The organism is Marinobacter persicus, from assembly GCF_002934325.1.
Lineage (GTDB): Bacteria > Pseudomonadota > Gammaproteobacteria > Pseudomonadales > Oleiphilaceae > Marinobacter > Marinobacter persicus_A.
Genome location: NZ_PTIV01000003.1, coordinates 121357 through 136611 on the forward strand (window position 1 = coordinate 121357; position 15255 = coordinate 136611).

Genomic DNA, 15255 nt, shown 5'->3' on the forward strand with positions numbered 1-15255 from the left:
TCGGGTCAATAAGGTTGTTTCAGGGTTGGCCCAGCATTCGAAGCAGCGTCTGGTCGCGATCCCAGAAATGATGTTTCAGCGCCGCAAGCCCGTGTAACCCGGCCAACGCCACCAACCCCCAGGTACTCCAGTAATGGACCGATCCGGCCGTCTCCTCCAGGCCTTTCATCCGGCCGGTCACCGAGGGCACCTCAAACCAGCCAAACACGCTGATGGCCGATCCATCTGCCGTGGAGATCAGGTAGCCACTGACCATCGCAACGAACATCAGTACATATAGCAACATATGCACGAGATGGGCCGACAGCACTTCCCAACGGGTGTGGTTCACCGGGGGCCGGGGCGCCAGGTTGATCCACCGCCAGACCACCCGAAAGAGCACGGTCACAAACAACAGGAGGCCGATGCTCCGGTGAATGTCCGGCGCCTGGCGATACCACGGATCGTAATAGGACAGGTCCACCATCCAGAACCCCAGCGCAAACAGCCCAACCACGGCTGCCGCCACCAGCCAGTGCAGAAAAATGGCCATCCATCCGTAGCCGCTTTTGGAGTTTCGCATTGCCATAAAGGTTCCTGTTCTGCTTGTCCTTGGGGCTCTTATTCCTCACATCAATTCAACCAGTCTAGAGCGGCCGGGAAGCACATCAAATCGGAATGTTTTGCGGACCAACATCAATTTTTTTGATCAGAGAAATCCGTTGACGTCAACGTCATATGCGGTTTTACGGATTGTTGGAATTCATCAGACCACTAAAATAAACCCATAAATTAACCAGCGCCTAACAGGCTAAATGATAGAGAGGAAAGACATGGAACTGGAATTCGACGAATCCGTTGCCGTACCCAGCAATAACTAAGATTGCTACCAGCCCCCGGTTCCGCCGGGGGTTGTTCTTTTCAGCCCCCCCCCCGACCCCCTCCATCAAGCAGTGCTGACACCAGAAATAGTGGAAATAGCGGGCATTTTTTGGCACTCTGCAAACCCCTGATCAGACACTGTCTTGAATTTGCCTATGTCCTGTGACCTTCCTGATTTTACGCCACCGCCAGAGGTGGATTTGCTCTCGCCGATGCTTACTCAGGGAGGCACGAGCTGGACTGCTGAATTCCGGGGCCTGACGCTGCACACCGCACTGCAGCCCATCTACAGCCTCTCCCACAAGCGCACCATTGGTTACGAAGCCCTGATCCGGGCTTTTGATACTGACCAGTGCGCGGTGTCACCGCTGCAATTGTTCGAACTGCCGGACTCCCATGCTGAGAACCTGCTGCTGGATCGCCTGTGCCGGTATTTGCACATCCAGAATTACAGCGGCATCAAGGACCAGTTGAACTGGCTGTTCCTGAACGTGTCGCCCCAGGTGGTCACAACAGGAAGCCAGAAAGACTCCTTTTTTGGCCAGTTACTGGAAAAAACCGGCCTGCCCCCGCACCGGATTGTGATCGAAATTGTTGAACAGCCTACCGACGACGCAGAGCGCTTGCGGGAAACCGTGGCCTATTATCGCGAGTTGGGCTGCCTGATCGCCATTGACGATTTTGGCGCCGGCCATTCCAACTTTGAACGCATCTGGAACCTGTCTCCGGACATCGTCAAACTGGACCGGGCGCTGCTCAACCGCGCCACCGAGGAACGCAAGGCCCGGCAGATTCTCAATGGTATGGCGTCGCTACTGCACCAGTCTGGGTGTCTGGTTCTGCTGGAGGGCGTGGAGACCCGCGACCAGGCCATGATCGCGATTGATGCCGGCGTTGATTTCGTACAGGGCTTTTATTTCAAGAAGCCCTCGCTGGAGCTGGAAAACCTGTCGCAGGCGCAGGCCGACCTGGACGAGCTGCTGGAGGAGTACAAGTACTACAAGCAATTAATCCAGGATCCCAACCACCAGTTGGCCAGCCACTTTGCCATGCCCTTTGAGCGGACCGTGGAACGCCTTCAGAACAACGCCACCATGGAACAGGCCTGCGTTGAATTACTCAACCACCCGACGGTCTCTCGCTGCTACCTGGTGAACAGCAATGGCATCCAGATTGAAGACACGTTGGTTTCCGACAGCATTGAGCGCAATCAGGACCCCCGCTACCGGCCGCTGGAAAGCACAGCCAGCGCAGACTGGTTCCGCCAGCAGTACCTGCGCCAGGCATTGGCGGAGCCCGAAAACCTCCAGGTGACTACCCCCTACTTGTGCGTAACAGGTGCCTATATGTGCGTCACCCTGTCACTGGCTTTCGAGCATAGTGGCGAAACCCGGGTGCTGTGCTGTGACATTCTGGCCAACCCCCCCGCGCCAGACAGCGAAGGCTAAAGCGCCGGCAGCAGGTCGTACACCAGGGCAATCACACCGATGCTGGCCAAACCAATCAACAGGTTCAGCGGCAGCCCCACGCGCACATAATCCCCAAACCGATAACCTCCCGGCCCCATCACCATCATGTTGGTCTGGTAACCCAAAGGCGTGGCGAAACTCGCCGAGGCAGCCAGCATAATGGCAAACATGAAAGGCTCGGCATCCACGCCCATGGCGGACGTCAATGACAGGACCACCGGCACCATCAGTATGGCCGCGGCATTGTTGGTCAGCATCTCGGTCAGTATCGATACCACCAGGTACACCAGTGCCAGGGCCAACAGCACGTTGCTGCCACTGAACCCGACCACGGCCTCGGCCAGGTAACTGGCCGCCCCGGTCTGCTCAAGCGCGCCGCCCAGGGCAAATGACGCGGCAATGGTCAGTACGACCGGCATATCCACCGCCTTCTGAGCCTGACCAACGGAACAGCATCCGGTCAGGATGACCAGGGCGGCTCCGACCAGTGCCGCATTCAGCATTGACATAACGCCGCAGGCCGCCAGCCCCACCAGCACCAGAAGAATGCCCCAGGAAAGCAACGCCCGGTCGTGTCGCGGTGCCTCGGTATCCAGGTCGTTGATCAGAAGAAAATCCTTGTTGTAGCGCTGACGACTGACGAAGGCGGGCCGGGCTTCCAGCAACAAAACATCCCCTGGACGCAGGCGGATATTCCCCAGGTTACCTGGCACACGGTCGCCACCCCGGGCCACCGCCAGCACCACAGCGCCGTAGCGGTCCCGGAATCGGGCATCGCGGATGGTCTGGCCCAGCACGTCCGATTGCGGCGAGAGCACCGCCTCCACCAGGCGACGCTCGGCGTGATCCTTACTCAGCGCGGGTTCGTCGTCGTGAACCGAAGGCACGATGCCGTTGATGCGCAACACATCGGAAATTGCCTGGGTATCACCGGCGAACACCAGACGGTCACCGCCCAGAAGGCGCTCTTCCGAGGGCACCGCAGTGACCACGCTGCCATTGCGTTCAATCTCGACCAGATACAGACGATCCAGCTCACGCAGCCCGGCTTCACCCACGGTTTTACCCACCAGCGGGCCTTCCTGGGCCACCGCGACTTCCAGCGTGAACTCCTTGACCGAGCCGAACTTTTGCTGGTCCTTTCGGTCCGGCAGCCAGCGAGGCAAAAACAGCAGTATCGCGGCGATGCCAATAACCGCCACCGGCAGCCCCACCTTGGTAATGGCAAAGATAGAGAACCCCTCGCTACCGGTGAGTTGCTGGTATTGGCCATTGACCACCAGATTCGTACTGGTGCCGATCATGGTGAGGGAGCCGCCAAAAATAGCCGCATAGCTGAGTGGAATCATCAGCTTGGAGGGGGAAATATCGATTTTTCGGGACCAGGTATGCACGGCCGGAATCATGGTGGCAACAACCGGAGTGTTGTTCATGAAGCCACTGAGGAAGGTGACCGGCAAGGCAATTCGGGCCTGGGCCCGGCGGACACTGCGGGGATTACCCAGCAGGTGATGAACCAGCAGATCGACACCACCGGAGTGGTGAATGCCGGCGGCCACCACAAACAGGGCCACCACCGTAATCAGTCCGGAGTTACTGAAACCGGCCAGGGCCTGCTCTGGCCCCACGATCCCTGTCGCACTCAGCACCACCAGCACCGACATCATCACCAGATGGGGTGCAAACCGGCCCGAGGCCATGAGCAGCAGGGCCAGGATCGCCAGCCCGAGGGAAAACCAACCTTGCCAGTCCATAATTCATGTTCATCCAATGGAAGAACTGGCAGGTTAACGAAGAAATTAAAGCATTAAAAAGAATAATGGAACATTTTTAAATTCCGATCAGGAATATCAGACCTCAATGTCCGCCATGTTGCCATAGGTTTCCAGCCAGGCCCGGCGATCTGACGCCCGCTTCTTGCCCAACAGCATGTCCATGCGCTCGTCGGTGTCATCGTTTTCTTCCAGCGTGAGCATCACCAAACGACGGGTATCCGGGGCCATGGTGGTTTCACGCAACTGGAGCGGATTCATCTCACCCAGCCCTTTGAAGCGGGTCACCTGGATCTTGCCGCGACGCTTCTCCGCCGCCAGGCGGTCCACAATGCCCTGTTTCTCATGCTCATCCAGGGCATAGAAGGTTTCCTTACCCAGGTCCACCCGATACAGCGGCGGCATGGCCACAAACACATGGCCAGCGGCCACCAGGGGCCGGAAGTGTTTGACGAACAGCGCACACAGCAGCGTGGCGATGTGCAGCCCGTCCGAGTCGGCGTCGGCCAGTATGCAGATCTTGTTATAACGCAGGGTTTCGAACTTGTCCGAGCCGGGGTCAACACCGATCGCTACGGCGATATCGTGCACTTCCTGAGAAGCCAGGATTTCCCCGGAGTCCACTTCCCAGGTATTGAGAATTTTGCCCCGCAATGGCATCACCGCCTGGAATTCCCGGTCCCGGGCCTGCTTGGCAGAACCGCCGGCAGAGTCCCCCTCCACCAGGAAAAGCTCGGAGCGGGTGGCATCAGCGCCGGAGCAATCCGCCAGTTTGCCGGGCAACGCCGGACCGGAGGTCACCTTCTTGCGCGCCACCTTACGACTGGCCCGCAAACGACGCTGGGCATTGCTGATGAACAGCTCGGCCAGGACCTCGGCAATGTCGGTGTGCTGGTTCAGCCAGAGGCTGAAGGCGTCCTTTACCACACCGGAAACAAACGCCGCCGCCTCGCGGGACGACAGCCTTTCCTTGGTCTGGCCGGAGAACTGCGGTTCCTGCATTTTGAATGACAGCACGTACGCCGCCCGCTCCCAGATATCCTCGGGCGAGAGCTTCACCCCGCGAGGCAGCAGGTTTCGGAACTCACAGAACTCGCGCATGGCTTCCAGCAGGCCCGTACGCAAACCATTCACGTGGGTACCGCCCTGAGCGGTAGGAATCAGGTTCACGTAGCTTTCCTGAACGGCATCGCCACCTTCCGGCAGCCACTGAATGGCCCAATCCACCGCCTCGCTGTTGCCGGAGAAGGTCCCGGTAAATGGCTCCAGGGGCACGGCTTCGATGTCCGCCAGCGCGGTGCGCAGGTAATCCCGAAGTCCGTCCTCGTAGTACCACTCGTCTTTCTCGCCGGTTTTCTCCTGCAGGAAAGTCACCGTCAGCCCGGGGCACAGCACCGCCTTGGCCCGAAGGTTGTGGCGCAGGCGGCTAACCGAGAAATTGGCGCTATCAAAGTAGCTGGCATCGGGCGTGAACTTCAGTCGGGTGCCCGTGTTGCGCTTGCCAACGGTGTCGATCACTTCCAGATCAGAGGATTTATAGCCGTCGGCAAAGGTCATCTGATGAACCTGACCATCACGTTTTATCGTGACTTCCAGGTGGGTCGACAGGGCATTGACCACAGACACCCCGACACCGTGCAAACCGCCGGAGAAGTTGTAATTACCCTGGGAGAACTTGCCGCCCGCATGCAGCCGGGAAAGAATCAGCTCAACACCGGGCACGCCATGCTCCTGGTGAACATCCACAGGCATGCCCCGGCCATCGTCTTCCACACTTAGCGAATTGTCGCTGTACAACACCACGTCAATGCGGCGGGCATGTCCGGCCAGGGCTTCATCCACACTGTTATCAATAACTTCCTGAGCCAGGTGGTTGGGCCGTGAGGTGTCGGTGTACATGCCCGGGCGCTTGCGTACCGGGTCCAGACCACTGAGCACTTCAATGGCATCGGCGTTGTACTGTTGCTGATTCATAGTGGGGGCACGGCTCCGCGTTTAATGGTCAAAACAGAGCCATAGCTTAGGGATTCGCGGTGAAAGATCAACGGTTGTTTATCAACCGGAAGGTGAATCCTTGAAGCATTTCCGTTATCCTTCGCGCCTGTGTTCCAGCCCAGATCGCCATTGCAAATCCGGACCCTGACATGTTCGATATCATTTATTTCCTGGAAATGATCGGTGTTATCGCGTTTGCCACCTCCGGCATGATCGTCGCGCGTTCCAAGAACATGGACCCGGTAGGTATTTTCACCATTGGCTTTGTCACGGCGCTGGGCGGCGGCACCCTCCGCGACCTGATGATGGACAACCACCCGCTGTACTGGATCAAGCATCAGGAACAGCCCCTGCTGATTCTGGTCATGGCCATTGTCTTCAGTTACTGGAATCGCGCCCACGCCCTCAAAGAATCACGAATTGTCTTTCCCGACGCCATTGGCCTGGGCATTTTTTCCATACTGGGCGCCCAACTGGCGCTCGATCTGGGCCATTCCTGGTTCATTGCTTCCATGCTGGGCGTGATGACAGGCTGCTTTGGCGGCGCACTGCGCGACACCCTCAGCAACGAAGTACCCTTCATTTTCCGCAAAGACCAGATTTACGCTTCCATCTCCTTTGCCGGCTGCTGGCTGTACTTTGTCTGCCAGTGGCTGCTGGAAAGCGAATCCATTGCCCTGACCATTGGCCTGCTGTTCATCGTGATTGTTCGCCTGGCGGCGGTGCGCTTTGACATCCGCCTGCAACGGGACCACTGACACCGGAATTGGCCATGCCCCGCCGTTTTTTCTCTCTTGGCCTCGGGACCATCAGACGGTACCATTGCCGTTTTTTCACCCAGTTCAGAAATTCTCGGCACAACTACCCCATACCCCAACTTTCAGCACCCTGCGAGGCAGACATCCGTCATGCTTGAACGACTGTTCCAACTCGAGGCCCATGGCACCACTGTTCGTAAAGAGATAGTGGCGGGCATTACCACCTTTCTGACCATGGCGTACATCATCGTGGTCAACCCCAGCATCCTGTCGGCAACCGGCATGGATTTCGGCGCTGTTTTTGTTGCCACCTGTATCGCCGCTGCTATTGGTACCCTGATCATGGGCCTGTGGGCCAACTACCCCATTGCCCTGGCACCGGGCATGGGCCTGAACGCCTTCTTCTCCTTCACTGTTGTCGGCAGTATGGGTTACAGCTGGCAGGTGGCCCTGGGGGCCGTGTTCCTGTCCGGTTTTATTTTCTTTATCCTGAGCGTTGTGAAAATCCGGGAATGGATCATCAACAGCATCCCAATGTCCCTGCGCTTTGGTATTTCCGCCGGTATTGGCTTCTTCCTGGGCTTCATTGCCCTGAAAAACGCCGGCATCGTGGTGGACAACCCGGCCACGCTGGTGTCCATGGGCGAAATCAAGATGGCAGAAAGCCTGCTGTTCTTCGGCGGCTTCGTACTGATCTGCGCACTGTCCTTCCGTCGCATCACCGGCGCGGTGATGATCGGCATTCTGGCCATTACCGCCGTGGCCATGATGATGGGCATGGTGGAATACGATGGCCTGGTCTCCGCACCGCCCAGCGCGGTGGCCTGCTTGATAAGGACGGCAAACTACCACGCCTGGGCCGCGCCCTGATGTCCGACTCGGTCGCCACCATGTCCGGCGCCGCCCTCGGTACCTCCACCACCACCAGCTATATTGAATCCACTGCCGGCATTTCCGCCGGTGGCCGCACCGGCCTGACTGCCGCCGTAGTAGCCGTGCTGTTCCTGGCCTGCCTGGTGCTTTCGCCCATCGCCAGCATCATTCCGCCTTACGCCACGGCCCCGGCACTGTTCTATGTCGCGGTGCTCATGGCCAGCGGCCTGAAACTGGTGGACTGGGATGACATCACCGATGCGGCCCCGGCCATTGTCACCGCACTGACCATGCCGCTGACTTTCTCCATTGCCAACGGCATTGCCCTGGGCTTCATTACCTACGCCGTCATCAAGGCCCTGGCGGGTCGCTGGTCCGACCTGAATGCCAGCGTAGTGACCATTGCCGTGGTCTTTGTTCTGAAATTCATGTTCCTGGAAGTCGCGTAAGCGGCTTCCGGCCTTACCAGCAGGTCTTGTCATGGACTACTTTTCTGAAAGCATCAAGCAAGCCATCCGCACCGTTCCGGACTGGCCCAAGCCGGGCGTGGCGTTTCGCGACATTACCACCGTGTTGCAGGACAAAACGGCCTTCCGCAAGCTGATCGATGCCTTTGTGCACCGCTACCACGGCCAGGAAATTGATGCCGTGGCCGCCGTGGATGCCCGGGGCTTCATCATCGGTTCCGCCCTGGCCTACGAGCTCAATGCCTCGCTGGTGCTGGTGCGCAAGAAAGGCAAACTGCCGTTCGACACGCTGGTGGAAGACTACGAACTGGAATACGGCACTGCCTCGGTGGAACTGCACGAAGATGCCTTCAAAGCCGGCGACAAGGTCGTCCTGGTGGACGATCTGATTGCCACCGGCGGCACCATGCTGGCCGCCTCCCGCCTGATCCGCCGCATTGGCGCGGAGATCGTGGAAGTGGCCGCGATGATTGATCTGCCGGACCTCGGCGGCTCCCGCAAACTGCAGGAAGAAGGCCTGAAGGTCTATACTGTTTGTGCGTTTGACGGCGAGTAACAGAGGCCTGCAGACAAGGAGCGGTTTATGTCCGATTATCAGCACCACTGGAAAGACGGTACCCCGGTACACCTGCCGCTGGGCAAGATTGTCTGCGTCGGCCGCAACTACGCCGAACACGCCCGGGAGTTGAACAACCCGGTCCCGGACGAGCCCCTGCTGTTCATCAAACCGGCCACTTCGGCGGTGCACATCACCCGGCCACTGGCAGTACCCCGGGACCAGGGCGAGGTGCATTTCGAGACCGAACTGGCCGTGCTGATCGGACGCCCCCTGACCAACGCCTCGGCCCGGGACGTGGAAGCCGCCATTCTGGGTTATGGTCTGGCGCTGGACCTCACCCTGCGCGATGTCCAGACCAAGCTGAAGGAGAAGGGCCAGCCCTGGGAGCGGGCCAAGGCCTTCGACGGCGCCTGCCCACTCTCGCCGTTCGTGCCTGCGGAAACACTTCCCGGGGACAACATCCACTTCACCCTGGATGTAAACGGCCAGCGCCAGCAGACCGGCGACACCGACGACATGCTCAACCCCCTCCTCCCGCTCATTGCCCACATGAGCAAGCACTTCACCCTGGAGCCGGGTGACGTAGTACTCACCGGCACCCCCAAGGGCGTTGGTCCGCTGGTTTCCGGTCAGACTTTGTCACTGGAACTGGAAGATGTGCTGTTTGTGGAAACCCACGTGGTCTAAATAATCAGTTCTGGAAGCAACCCGCCGGTGCCGCTTGTTCGGGGTACGGCCCTTCTTGGGGATGCCTTTCCAAAAACCGCTACGAGCACATCCCTATGCGCTTATTTCGGGCCATCCCTGGCCCTCAAAATTTTTGGAAAGGCATCCCCAAGAAGGGCCTATGCAGAGCTTGGAGGCACACAACGGCCTGCACTTGCTTTAGGGGGAGATCTTCCCAAGCCTCGCCTTGCGGCAGATCTCTCTGACGCTTCTGCTCCGCGCCCATGGTTCCACATCTTTTGGACGGGCCTCTCCCGTCAGCGCAGTCAACCCCCGGGTTCATCTCCCGTTCCCACCCTCAATGTTGCTGGTTTTAAAGTTAAGACCCCATTCTCCGAATGCTCTCGTATAGGGCCTTTGTGGGTAGGGCTTCCCAAAAATTTCGAAGGCCAAGGATGGCCTGAGAGAAGCGCACATGGATGTGCTCGTAGCGGTTTTTGGGAAGCCCTACCCACAAAGGCCCGTACCCCAAAGTAAGAGACAAGGGGAGCCTAAAGCCAAACTCAAAGCAACGAAGAAACAAACTCCCGAAGCCCCTCGGAAGCCCCCAAACGAATCACCTCGGCCCCAGACACCGAGGCCGGCTCGCCGGGATCGATGACGGTAATGGGAACCCCCGGATTCACCTCGTGCACCAGCCCGGCGGCCGGGTAGACCTGCAACGAGGTACCGACAATCAGCAGGCGGTCAGCGGTGGATACCACATCGGCAGCCGCGGCCAACATCGGCACCTCCTCGCCGAACCAAACCACGTGCGGGCGCAGCTGGGTGCCTCGGTCGCACAGGTCGCCGATGTGAAGTTCACGGTAGCCAATATCGTAGATGGGTTCGGGGTAGACCACGCTGCGAGCCTTGGTCAGCTCGCCGTGCAGGTGCAGCACATTGCTGGACCCGCCCCGCTCGTGCAGGTCGTCCACGTTCTGGGTAACAACCGTTACCCGAAAGCGGTCTTCCAGCTCCGCCAGCAGGCGGTGGGCATCGTTGGGCTGGGCATCCTTCAACTGACGACGACGCATGTTGTAGAAGCGCAGCACCAGTTCCGGGTCACGCTCGAAGGCCTCCGGCGTAGCCACGTCATAGACACTGTATTCCTCCCACAAACCGCCATTATCACGGAAGGTGGAAAGACCGCTTTCGGCGCTGATGCCAGCGCCGGTCAGGACGACAATGTGCTCTTTCGAACGATCAGACATTAATCAAAGATTTTGCCCGGGTTCATGATGCCATTGGGGTCGAACACCTGCTTGATGCCGCGCAGGTAGGCGATTTCCGCCTCGCTGCGGGTGTAGCGCAGGTAGTCTTTCTTGGTCATGCCCACGCCGTGTTCGGCGGAGACGCTGCCCTCGTATTTCTCGACAATCTCGAACACCCACTTGTTCACCTGCTGGCACTTCTCGAAGAATTCTTCCTTCGGCATGTCCTCAGGCTTGAGGATGTTCAGGTGCAGGTTGCCATCGCCAATGTGGCCGAACCAGATGATCTCGAAATCCGGGTAGTGTTCGGTTACCACGCTTTCAATTTCCTGCAGGAAGCCAGGCACGCGGGACACGACAACGGAAATATCGTTCTTGTAGGGGGTGCGCGGAGCGATGGATTCGGAGATACCCTCGCGCAGCATCCACAGGCTCTGGGCCTGGGTTTCGCTCTGGCTGATGACACCATCGAGCACCCAGCCTTCTTCCATGCAGTGCTCGAACACTTCCATGGCGTCGTCCATCACCTGGTCGGAGACGGCTTCGAACTCCAGCAGCGCGTAGTACGGCGCTTCGGTCTCGAACGGCGCCTGCACCTGGCCGTGGGCCAGTACGTGTTGCATGGCCTGGTGGGAGAAGAATTCGTACGCGGTCAGGTCCATCTTGTTCTGGAACGCCTTGAGCACGTCCATGGTGTTGGTCAGGTCGTTCACGCCCAGCACCAGCACGGTCAGATCGTTGGGCTTGCGGGTCAGCTTCATGGTGGCTTCGGTGATGAAGCCCAAGGTGCCCTCGGCGCCGATGAACAGGTGGCGCAGGTCGTAACCGGTGTTGTTCTTTTCCAGGTCCTTGTTCAGGTCCAGGACATCGCCCTTGCCGGTGACTACTTTCAGGCCGGCGACCCAGTCACGGCTCATGCCATAACGGATCACCTTGATGCCACCGGCGTTGGTGGACAGGTTGCCGCCCAGCTGACTGGAGCCGGCGGAGGCGAAGTCCACCGGGTAGTACAGATCATTTTCCTCGGCGAAATTCTGCAGTTGCTCGGTGATCACACCGGCCTGGCAGCGAACGGTGCGGTCGCTGGCATTGAAGTCGACAATTTTGTTCATGTTGTCGAACGCTACAACCACTTCGCCGTTGGCCGCCACCGCGCCGGCGCTCAGGCCGGTCCGGCCGCCGGAGGGAACAAGGGCCACCTGGTTTTCGTTGGCAAATTTCACCAGGGCCTGCACCTGTTCGGTGGTCTTGGGCAGCACAATGGCCAGGGGGGCCGGGGTGTGGATCTTGGTCCAGTCCTTACCGTAGGTTTCCAGGTCGGCGGGGTCAGTCAGCACCTTGCCCGGAGCGTCTCCAGAGGCAACCAGTTCTTCAAGGGAAGCGATGATCTGTTCAGCGGTCATTGGGTCAGTTCTGTCTCGTAAGGTTAGGCCGGAACGGATATCCGGTTTTACCAGGAATCCGAATAAACCGGCGCGCTGTGAAAGTCTGCGTTTATGGTATCATATGCGCCCTGTTCTGTGAGCCAGCCCGACGAGCACTGGCCACGGGGTCATTTCATGTGACAAAAGGTTCGGAAGCTAAGCCCATGTCAAATACGTCTCTCGAAAAGAGCAAAATCCGGATCCTGCTGCTGGAAGGCGTGCATCAATCCGCCATTGATACCCTCAATGCCGCAGGCTACACCAACATCGAGTACCTGACTCACTCACTGGGTGAAGAAGAGCTGATCGAAAAGATCGCCGAGGCGCACTTCATCGGCATCCGGTCGCGTACCCAGCTGACTGACAAAGTATTTGAAGCCGCCAAGAAGCTGGTGGCGGTGGGCTGTTTCTGTATCGGCACCAACCAGGTGGACCTGCAGGCTGCCACTCGCCGTGGTATCGCAGTGTTCAACGCGCCCTTCTCCAACACCCGTTCGGTCGCCGAGCTGGTGCTGGCCCAGGCCATCCTGTTGCTGCGCGGCGTGCCTGAGAAAAGCGCCAAGGCCCATAACGGCGTGTGGATGAAATCGGCCAAGAACAGCTTCGAAATTCGCGGCAAGAAGCTGGGCATCATCGGCTACGGCAACATCGGCACTCAGTTCAGCGTACTGGCCGAAAGCCTGGGCATGGACGTCTATTTCTATGACGTGGTCTCCAAGCTGTCCATCGGCAACGCCACCCAGGTGGGTTCCATGCAGGAGTTGCTGAACATCGCGGATGTCGTCTCCCTGCACGTGCCCGAGACCCCGGCCACCAAGTACATGTTCAAGGCCGAACAGTTCGCCCAGATGAAACCCGGCTCCATCTTCATGAACGCCTCCCGTGGCACCGTCGTGGACATCGACGCCCTGGCTGAAGCACTGAGCTCCGGCAAGCTGCTGGGCGCCGCTGTGGACGTGTTCCCGGTTGAGCCCAAGTCCAACGACGAAGAGTTTGTCTCTCCGCTGCGCGAGTTCGACAACTGTATCCTGACCCCGCACGTGGGCGGCTCCACCATGGAAGCCCAGGAGAACATCGGCCGCGAAGTGGCAGAGAAACTGGCCATGTACAGCGACAACGGCACCTCCGTGTCTTCCGTGAACTTCCCGGAAGTGGCACTGCCGTCGCACCCGAACCAGCACCGTCTGCTGCACATCCACGAGAACATCCCGGGCGTGATGTCCGAGATGAACCAGGTCTTCTCGGAAAACCACATCAACGTGTGTGGCCAGTACCTGCAAACCAAGGAAGACATTGGCTACGTGGTTGTTGACGTCGATAAGGCCTACGGTGAGCTGGCGCTGGACAAGCTGCGCCAGGTCAAGGGCACCATTCGCTGCCGCGTGCTTTTCTAAGCGCCAGTCAGGCACAAAAAACCCCGCAGGCTCTGCCTCCGGGGTTTTCTTTTGCCCGAAAACTTCAATTTACTGCTGCATGGGCACCAGAGTCAGTTCCACGCGACGGTTCTGTTCCCGGCCAGCCGCCGTCTCGTTCGACGCAACCGGATAACGCTCACCATAACCCACGGCACGCGTCCGGCTCGGCTCAATGCCCTGGTTCAGGAGAAAATCGCGAACGGAGGAGGCACGGCGTTCACTGAGCAACTGGTTGTAGCTGTCAGAGCCGGTGCTATCGGTATGACCTTCAATCCGGATCGTGGTCTTGTCGAATTCCTTAAGTACCAGTGCCACGGATTGCAGGGTGTCTGTGAACGCGGGGCGAATGCTCGACTGGTCAGTGGCAAAGGTGATGTTGCCCGGCATAATCAGATCAATCTGATCACCGTTACGCACCACACGCACACCGGTGCCTTCCAACTGACGCCGCAGCTTTGCTTCCTGGCGGTCCATGTAGTAACCGATACCGCCACCCACGGCAGCACCACTGGCCGCGCCAATCAGGGCTCCCTTGCCACGATCGTCACTACTGGATGTGGCTGCGCCGACGGCGGCACCGCCAATGGCACCAATCACACTACCTTTGGTGGCGTTGGAGACCTTTTCCTCACCGGTATACGGATCATAGGTCATGCAACCTGCGAGGGTTACAGTGGCGACAGCCAATGCCAGAATCGTCTTTTTCATTGCGGGCCTCCTGTCGAGAATGTCTCGATAATGGTACTGAATACTCTAGACTGCAAATCCCTAGCTTCGTTCACCAGATGATGCCTGCCACGGGGCAGGCGGTGTTCAACCACCCGAGAAAACTTATTCCTGATAATCCTTAAGTTATGTTGCCAGTCGACGGTTTGGTCTTCCTCTCCCTGTATCACCGTCACCGGAAAATCCACGGGACGCGCCGACTCAATATGCGGCACCCAGCGTCGTAATGCCGTGACCCAGTCCACATGGATGGCACGGGCCTGAAGGGGGTCGTGTTCACGCAGGAAACTCAGGAACCGAACGTCACTACTATTTTCCGCAAAAACCCGACGCCAACGCTTCAGGAATGGTTTAATCACAGCATGCAAGGCCTTGATCTTCAACCAACCAGCCGGTCGAACCAAGGGGGCAAGAAGCACAACCTGCTGAAATTCTGAAGTTTTCTGAACATGACGATTAGATAACAGATAATCAATCAGGATCGCTCCTCCGGTGCTCTGCCCCACCGCGAACCAGGGCCCGCGCACTTTGCCCCGCGCTTTCGCCATCACCCCACCCAGTACCGCTTGATATTCAAGGAAACTACCGATCGCCGCCGGTGTTCCACTCGACAGGCCATGGCCGGGCTGGTCGTAGGTCAGCACATCGAAACCGGCTTCCAGGCAGCGGTCTATCAACTGGGTGTAAAGCCCGACGTGGTCAAAATAACCGTGCAGGATGAACACCGTCCCCTTCGCTCCGTCATGACCGGCGTGGCGAAAATAGTGGACCATGACGTCATAGTCATCCACCTCCACATAGCCCTGCCGGTAATCAACGTCCGGATGTTCTTCCCAGAGATCCAGGCCGTAGAACCGACAATAAGCGAGCATTTCCTCGCTCAGCTCACGGTTTTCATCGGGCTTGAAAGGCTTTCTGCGCTCGCGCAGGGAATAACGCTCCCATCGCGGCGTCTCAATGCTGTCGGTTTTCCAGTACACCTTGGGTAAACCCTTATTATCGGTTCAATTGCAGAAT

Annotated in this window: 12 protein-coding genes and 1 pseudogene; 6 read left to right on the forward strand and 7 right to left on the reverse strand. The window is 58.5% G+C overall.

The genetic code is table 11. From position 1 onward, the window contains the following. Positions 1 to 19 precede the first annotated feature (19 nt). Positions 20 to 568: a cytochrome b gene (locus BY454_RS02820; protein ID WP_104415121.1), complete on the reverse strand. Its 549-nt coding sequence runs from the start codon at positions 566 to 568 to the stop codon at positions 20 to 22. A gap of 448 nt (positions 569 to 1016) precedes the next feature. Between BY454_RS02820 and BY454_RS02825 the strand changes: the two genes are divergently transcribed. Further along, positions 1017 to 2309, forward strand: a complete 1293-nt coding sequence (locus BY454_RS02825; RefSeq protein WP_104415122.1) for an EAL domain-containing protein — start codon at positions 1017 to 1019, stop codon at positions 2307 to 2309. Here BY454_RS02825 and BY454_RS02830 read toward each other — a convergent pair. Together BY454_RS02830 and parE are read right to left on the reverse strand one after the other, a co-directional pair. Continuing rightward, complete coding sequence (locus BY454_RS02830; protein ID WP_104415123.1) at positions 2306 to 4084, reverse strand: SLC13 family permease; 1779 nt, start codon at positions 4082 to 4084, stop codon at positions 2306 to 2308. The two genes, BY454_RS02825 and BY454_RS02830, sit on opposite strands and share 4 nt — an antisense overlap. A gap of 96 nt (positions 4085 to 4180) precedes the next feature. Beyond that, complete coding sequence (gene parE, locus BY454_RS02835; RefSeq protein ID WP_104415124.1) at positions 4181 to 6076, reverse strand: DNA topoisomerase IV subunit B; 1896 nt, start codon at positions 6074 to 6076, stop codon at positions 4181 to 4183. A 170-nt stretch (positions 6077 to 6246) separates the two neighbouring features. Between parE and BY454_RS02840 the strand changes: the two genes are divergently transcribed. From BY454_RS02840 to BY454_RS02855, 4 genes and pseudogenes are all read left to right on the forward strand, one after another. After that, entirely contained in the window at positions 6247 to 6855 is a 609-nt protein-coding gene (locus BY454_RS02840; protein WP_104415125.1) for a trimeric intracellular cation channel family protein, read from the forward strand. A gap of 150 nt (positions 6856 to 7005) precedes the next feature. After that, positions 7006 to 8177: pseudogene (locus BY454_RS02845) on the forward strand (NCS2 family permease). 31 nt (positions 8178 to 8208) lie between these two features. Next, positions 8209 to 8751 (forward strand): adenine phosphoribosyltransferase, encoded by a 543-nt coding sequence (locus BY454_RS02850; protein ID WP_104415127.1) that lies wholly within the window; start codon positions 8209 to 8211, stop codon positions 8749 to 8751. 27 nt (positions 8752 to 8778) lie between these two features. Further along, positions 8779 to 9441, forward strand: coding sequence for a fumarylacetoacetate hydrolase family protein (locus tag BY454_RS02855; protein WP_104415128.1), 663 nt, complete (start codon positions 8779 to 8781; stop codon positions 9439 to 9441). Between the two features lie 542 nt (positions 9442 to 9983). On the opposite strand, the gene BY454_RS02860 is transcribed toward BY454_RS02855, so the two are convergent. Together BY454_RS02860 and BY454_RS02865 are read right to left on the reverse strand one after the other, a co-directional pair. After that, complete coding sequence (locus tag BY454_RS02860) at positions 9984 to 10673, reverse strand: SIR2 family NAD-dependent protein deacylase (protein WP_104415129.1); 690 nt, start codon at positions 10671 to 10673, stop codon at positions 9984 to 9986. Beyond that, positions 10673 to 12076: an FAD-binding oxidoreductase gene (locus BY454_RS02865; protein WP_104415130.1), complete on the reverse strand. Its 1404-nt coding sequence runs from the start codon at positions 12074 to 12076 to the stop codon at positions 10673 to 10675. The genes BY454_RS02860 and BY454_RS02865 overlap by 1 nt, the downstream gene beginning before the upstream one ends. A gap of 185 nt (positions 12077 to 12261) precedes the next feature. On the opposite strand from BY454_RS02865, the gene serA reads away from it, so the two are divergent. Next, on the forward strand, positions 12262 to 13491 hold the full coding sequence (gene serA / locus BY454_RS02870; RefSeq protein ID WP_104415131.1) for a phosphoglycerate dehydrogenase: 1230 nt from the start codon (positions 12262 to 12264) through the stop codon (positions 13489 to 13491). A 69-nt stretch (positions 13492 to 13560) separates the two neighbouring features. Here serA and BY454_RS02875 read toward each other — a convergent pair whose 3' ends face one another. Beyond that, positions 13561 to 14220: an OmpA family protein gene (locus tag BY454_RS02875; protein WP_104415132.1), complete on the reverse strand. Its 660-nt coding sequence runs from the start codon at positions 14218 to 14220 to the stop codon at positions 13561 to 13563. Continuing rightward, the gene (locus tag BY454_RS02880) at positions 14217 to 15218 is read right to left on the reverse strand and encodes an alpha/beta hydrolase (protein ID WP_104415133.1); all 1002 of its coding nucleotides are present in this window, start codon (positions 15216 to 15218) and stop codon (positions 14217 to 14219) included. The genes BY454_RS02875 and BY454_RS02880 overlap by 4 nt, the downstream gene beginning before the upstream one ends. Positions 15219 to 15255 lie beyond the last annotated feature (37 nt).

Excerpts from the sequence above, each read along its gene's own strand:
- BY454_RS02820 (WP_104415121.1), bottom strand. The coding sequence starts at position 568 with ATGGCAATGCGAAACTCCAAAAGCGGCTACGGATGGATGGCCATTTTT.
- BY454_RS02825 (WP_104415122.1), top strand. The coding sequence starts at position 1,017 with ATGTCCTGTGACCTTCCTGATTTTACGCCACCGCCAGAGGTGGATTTG.
- BY454_RS02830 (WP_104415123.1), bottom strand. The coding sequence starts at position 4,084 with ATGGACTGGCAAGGTTGGTTTTCCCTCGGGCTGGCGATCCTGGCCCTG.
- parE (WP_104415124.1), bottom strand. The coding sequence starts at position 6,076 with ATGAATCAGCAACAGTACAACGCCGATGCCATTGAAGTGCTCAGTGGT.
- BY454_RS02840 (WP_104415125.1), top strand. The coding sequence starts at position 6,247 with ATGTTCGATATCATTTATTTCCTGGAAATGATCGGTGTTATCGCGTTT.
- BY454_RS02850 (WP_104415127.1), top strand. The coding sequence starts at position 8,209 with ATGGACTACTTTTCTGAAAGCATCAAGCAAGCCATCCGCACCGTTCCG.
- BY454_RS02855 (WP_104415128.1), top strand. The coding sequence starts at position 8,779 with ATGTCCGATTATCAGCACCACTGGAAAGACGGTACCCCGGTACACCTG.
- BY454_RS02860 (WP_104415129.1), bottom strand. The coding sequence starts at position 10,673 with ATGTCTGATCGTTCGAAAGAGCACATTGTCGTCCTGACCGGCGCTGGC.
- BY454_RS02865 (WP_104415130.1), bottom strand. The coding sequence starts at position 12,076 with ATGACCGCTGAACAGATCATCGCTTCCCTTGAAGAACTGGTTGCCTCT.
- serA (WP_104415131.1), top strand. The coding sequence starts at position 12,262 with ATGTCAAATACGTCTCTCGAAAAGAGCAAAATCCGGATCCTGCTGCTG.
- BY454_RS02875 (WP_104415132.1), bottom strand. The coding sequence starts at position 14,220 with ATGAAAAAGACGATTCTGGCATTGGCTGTCGCCACTGTAACCCTCGCA.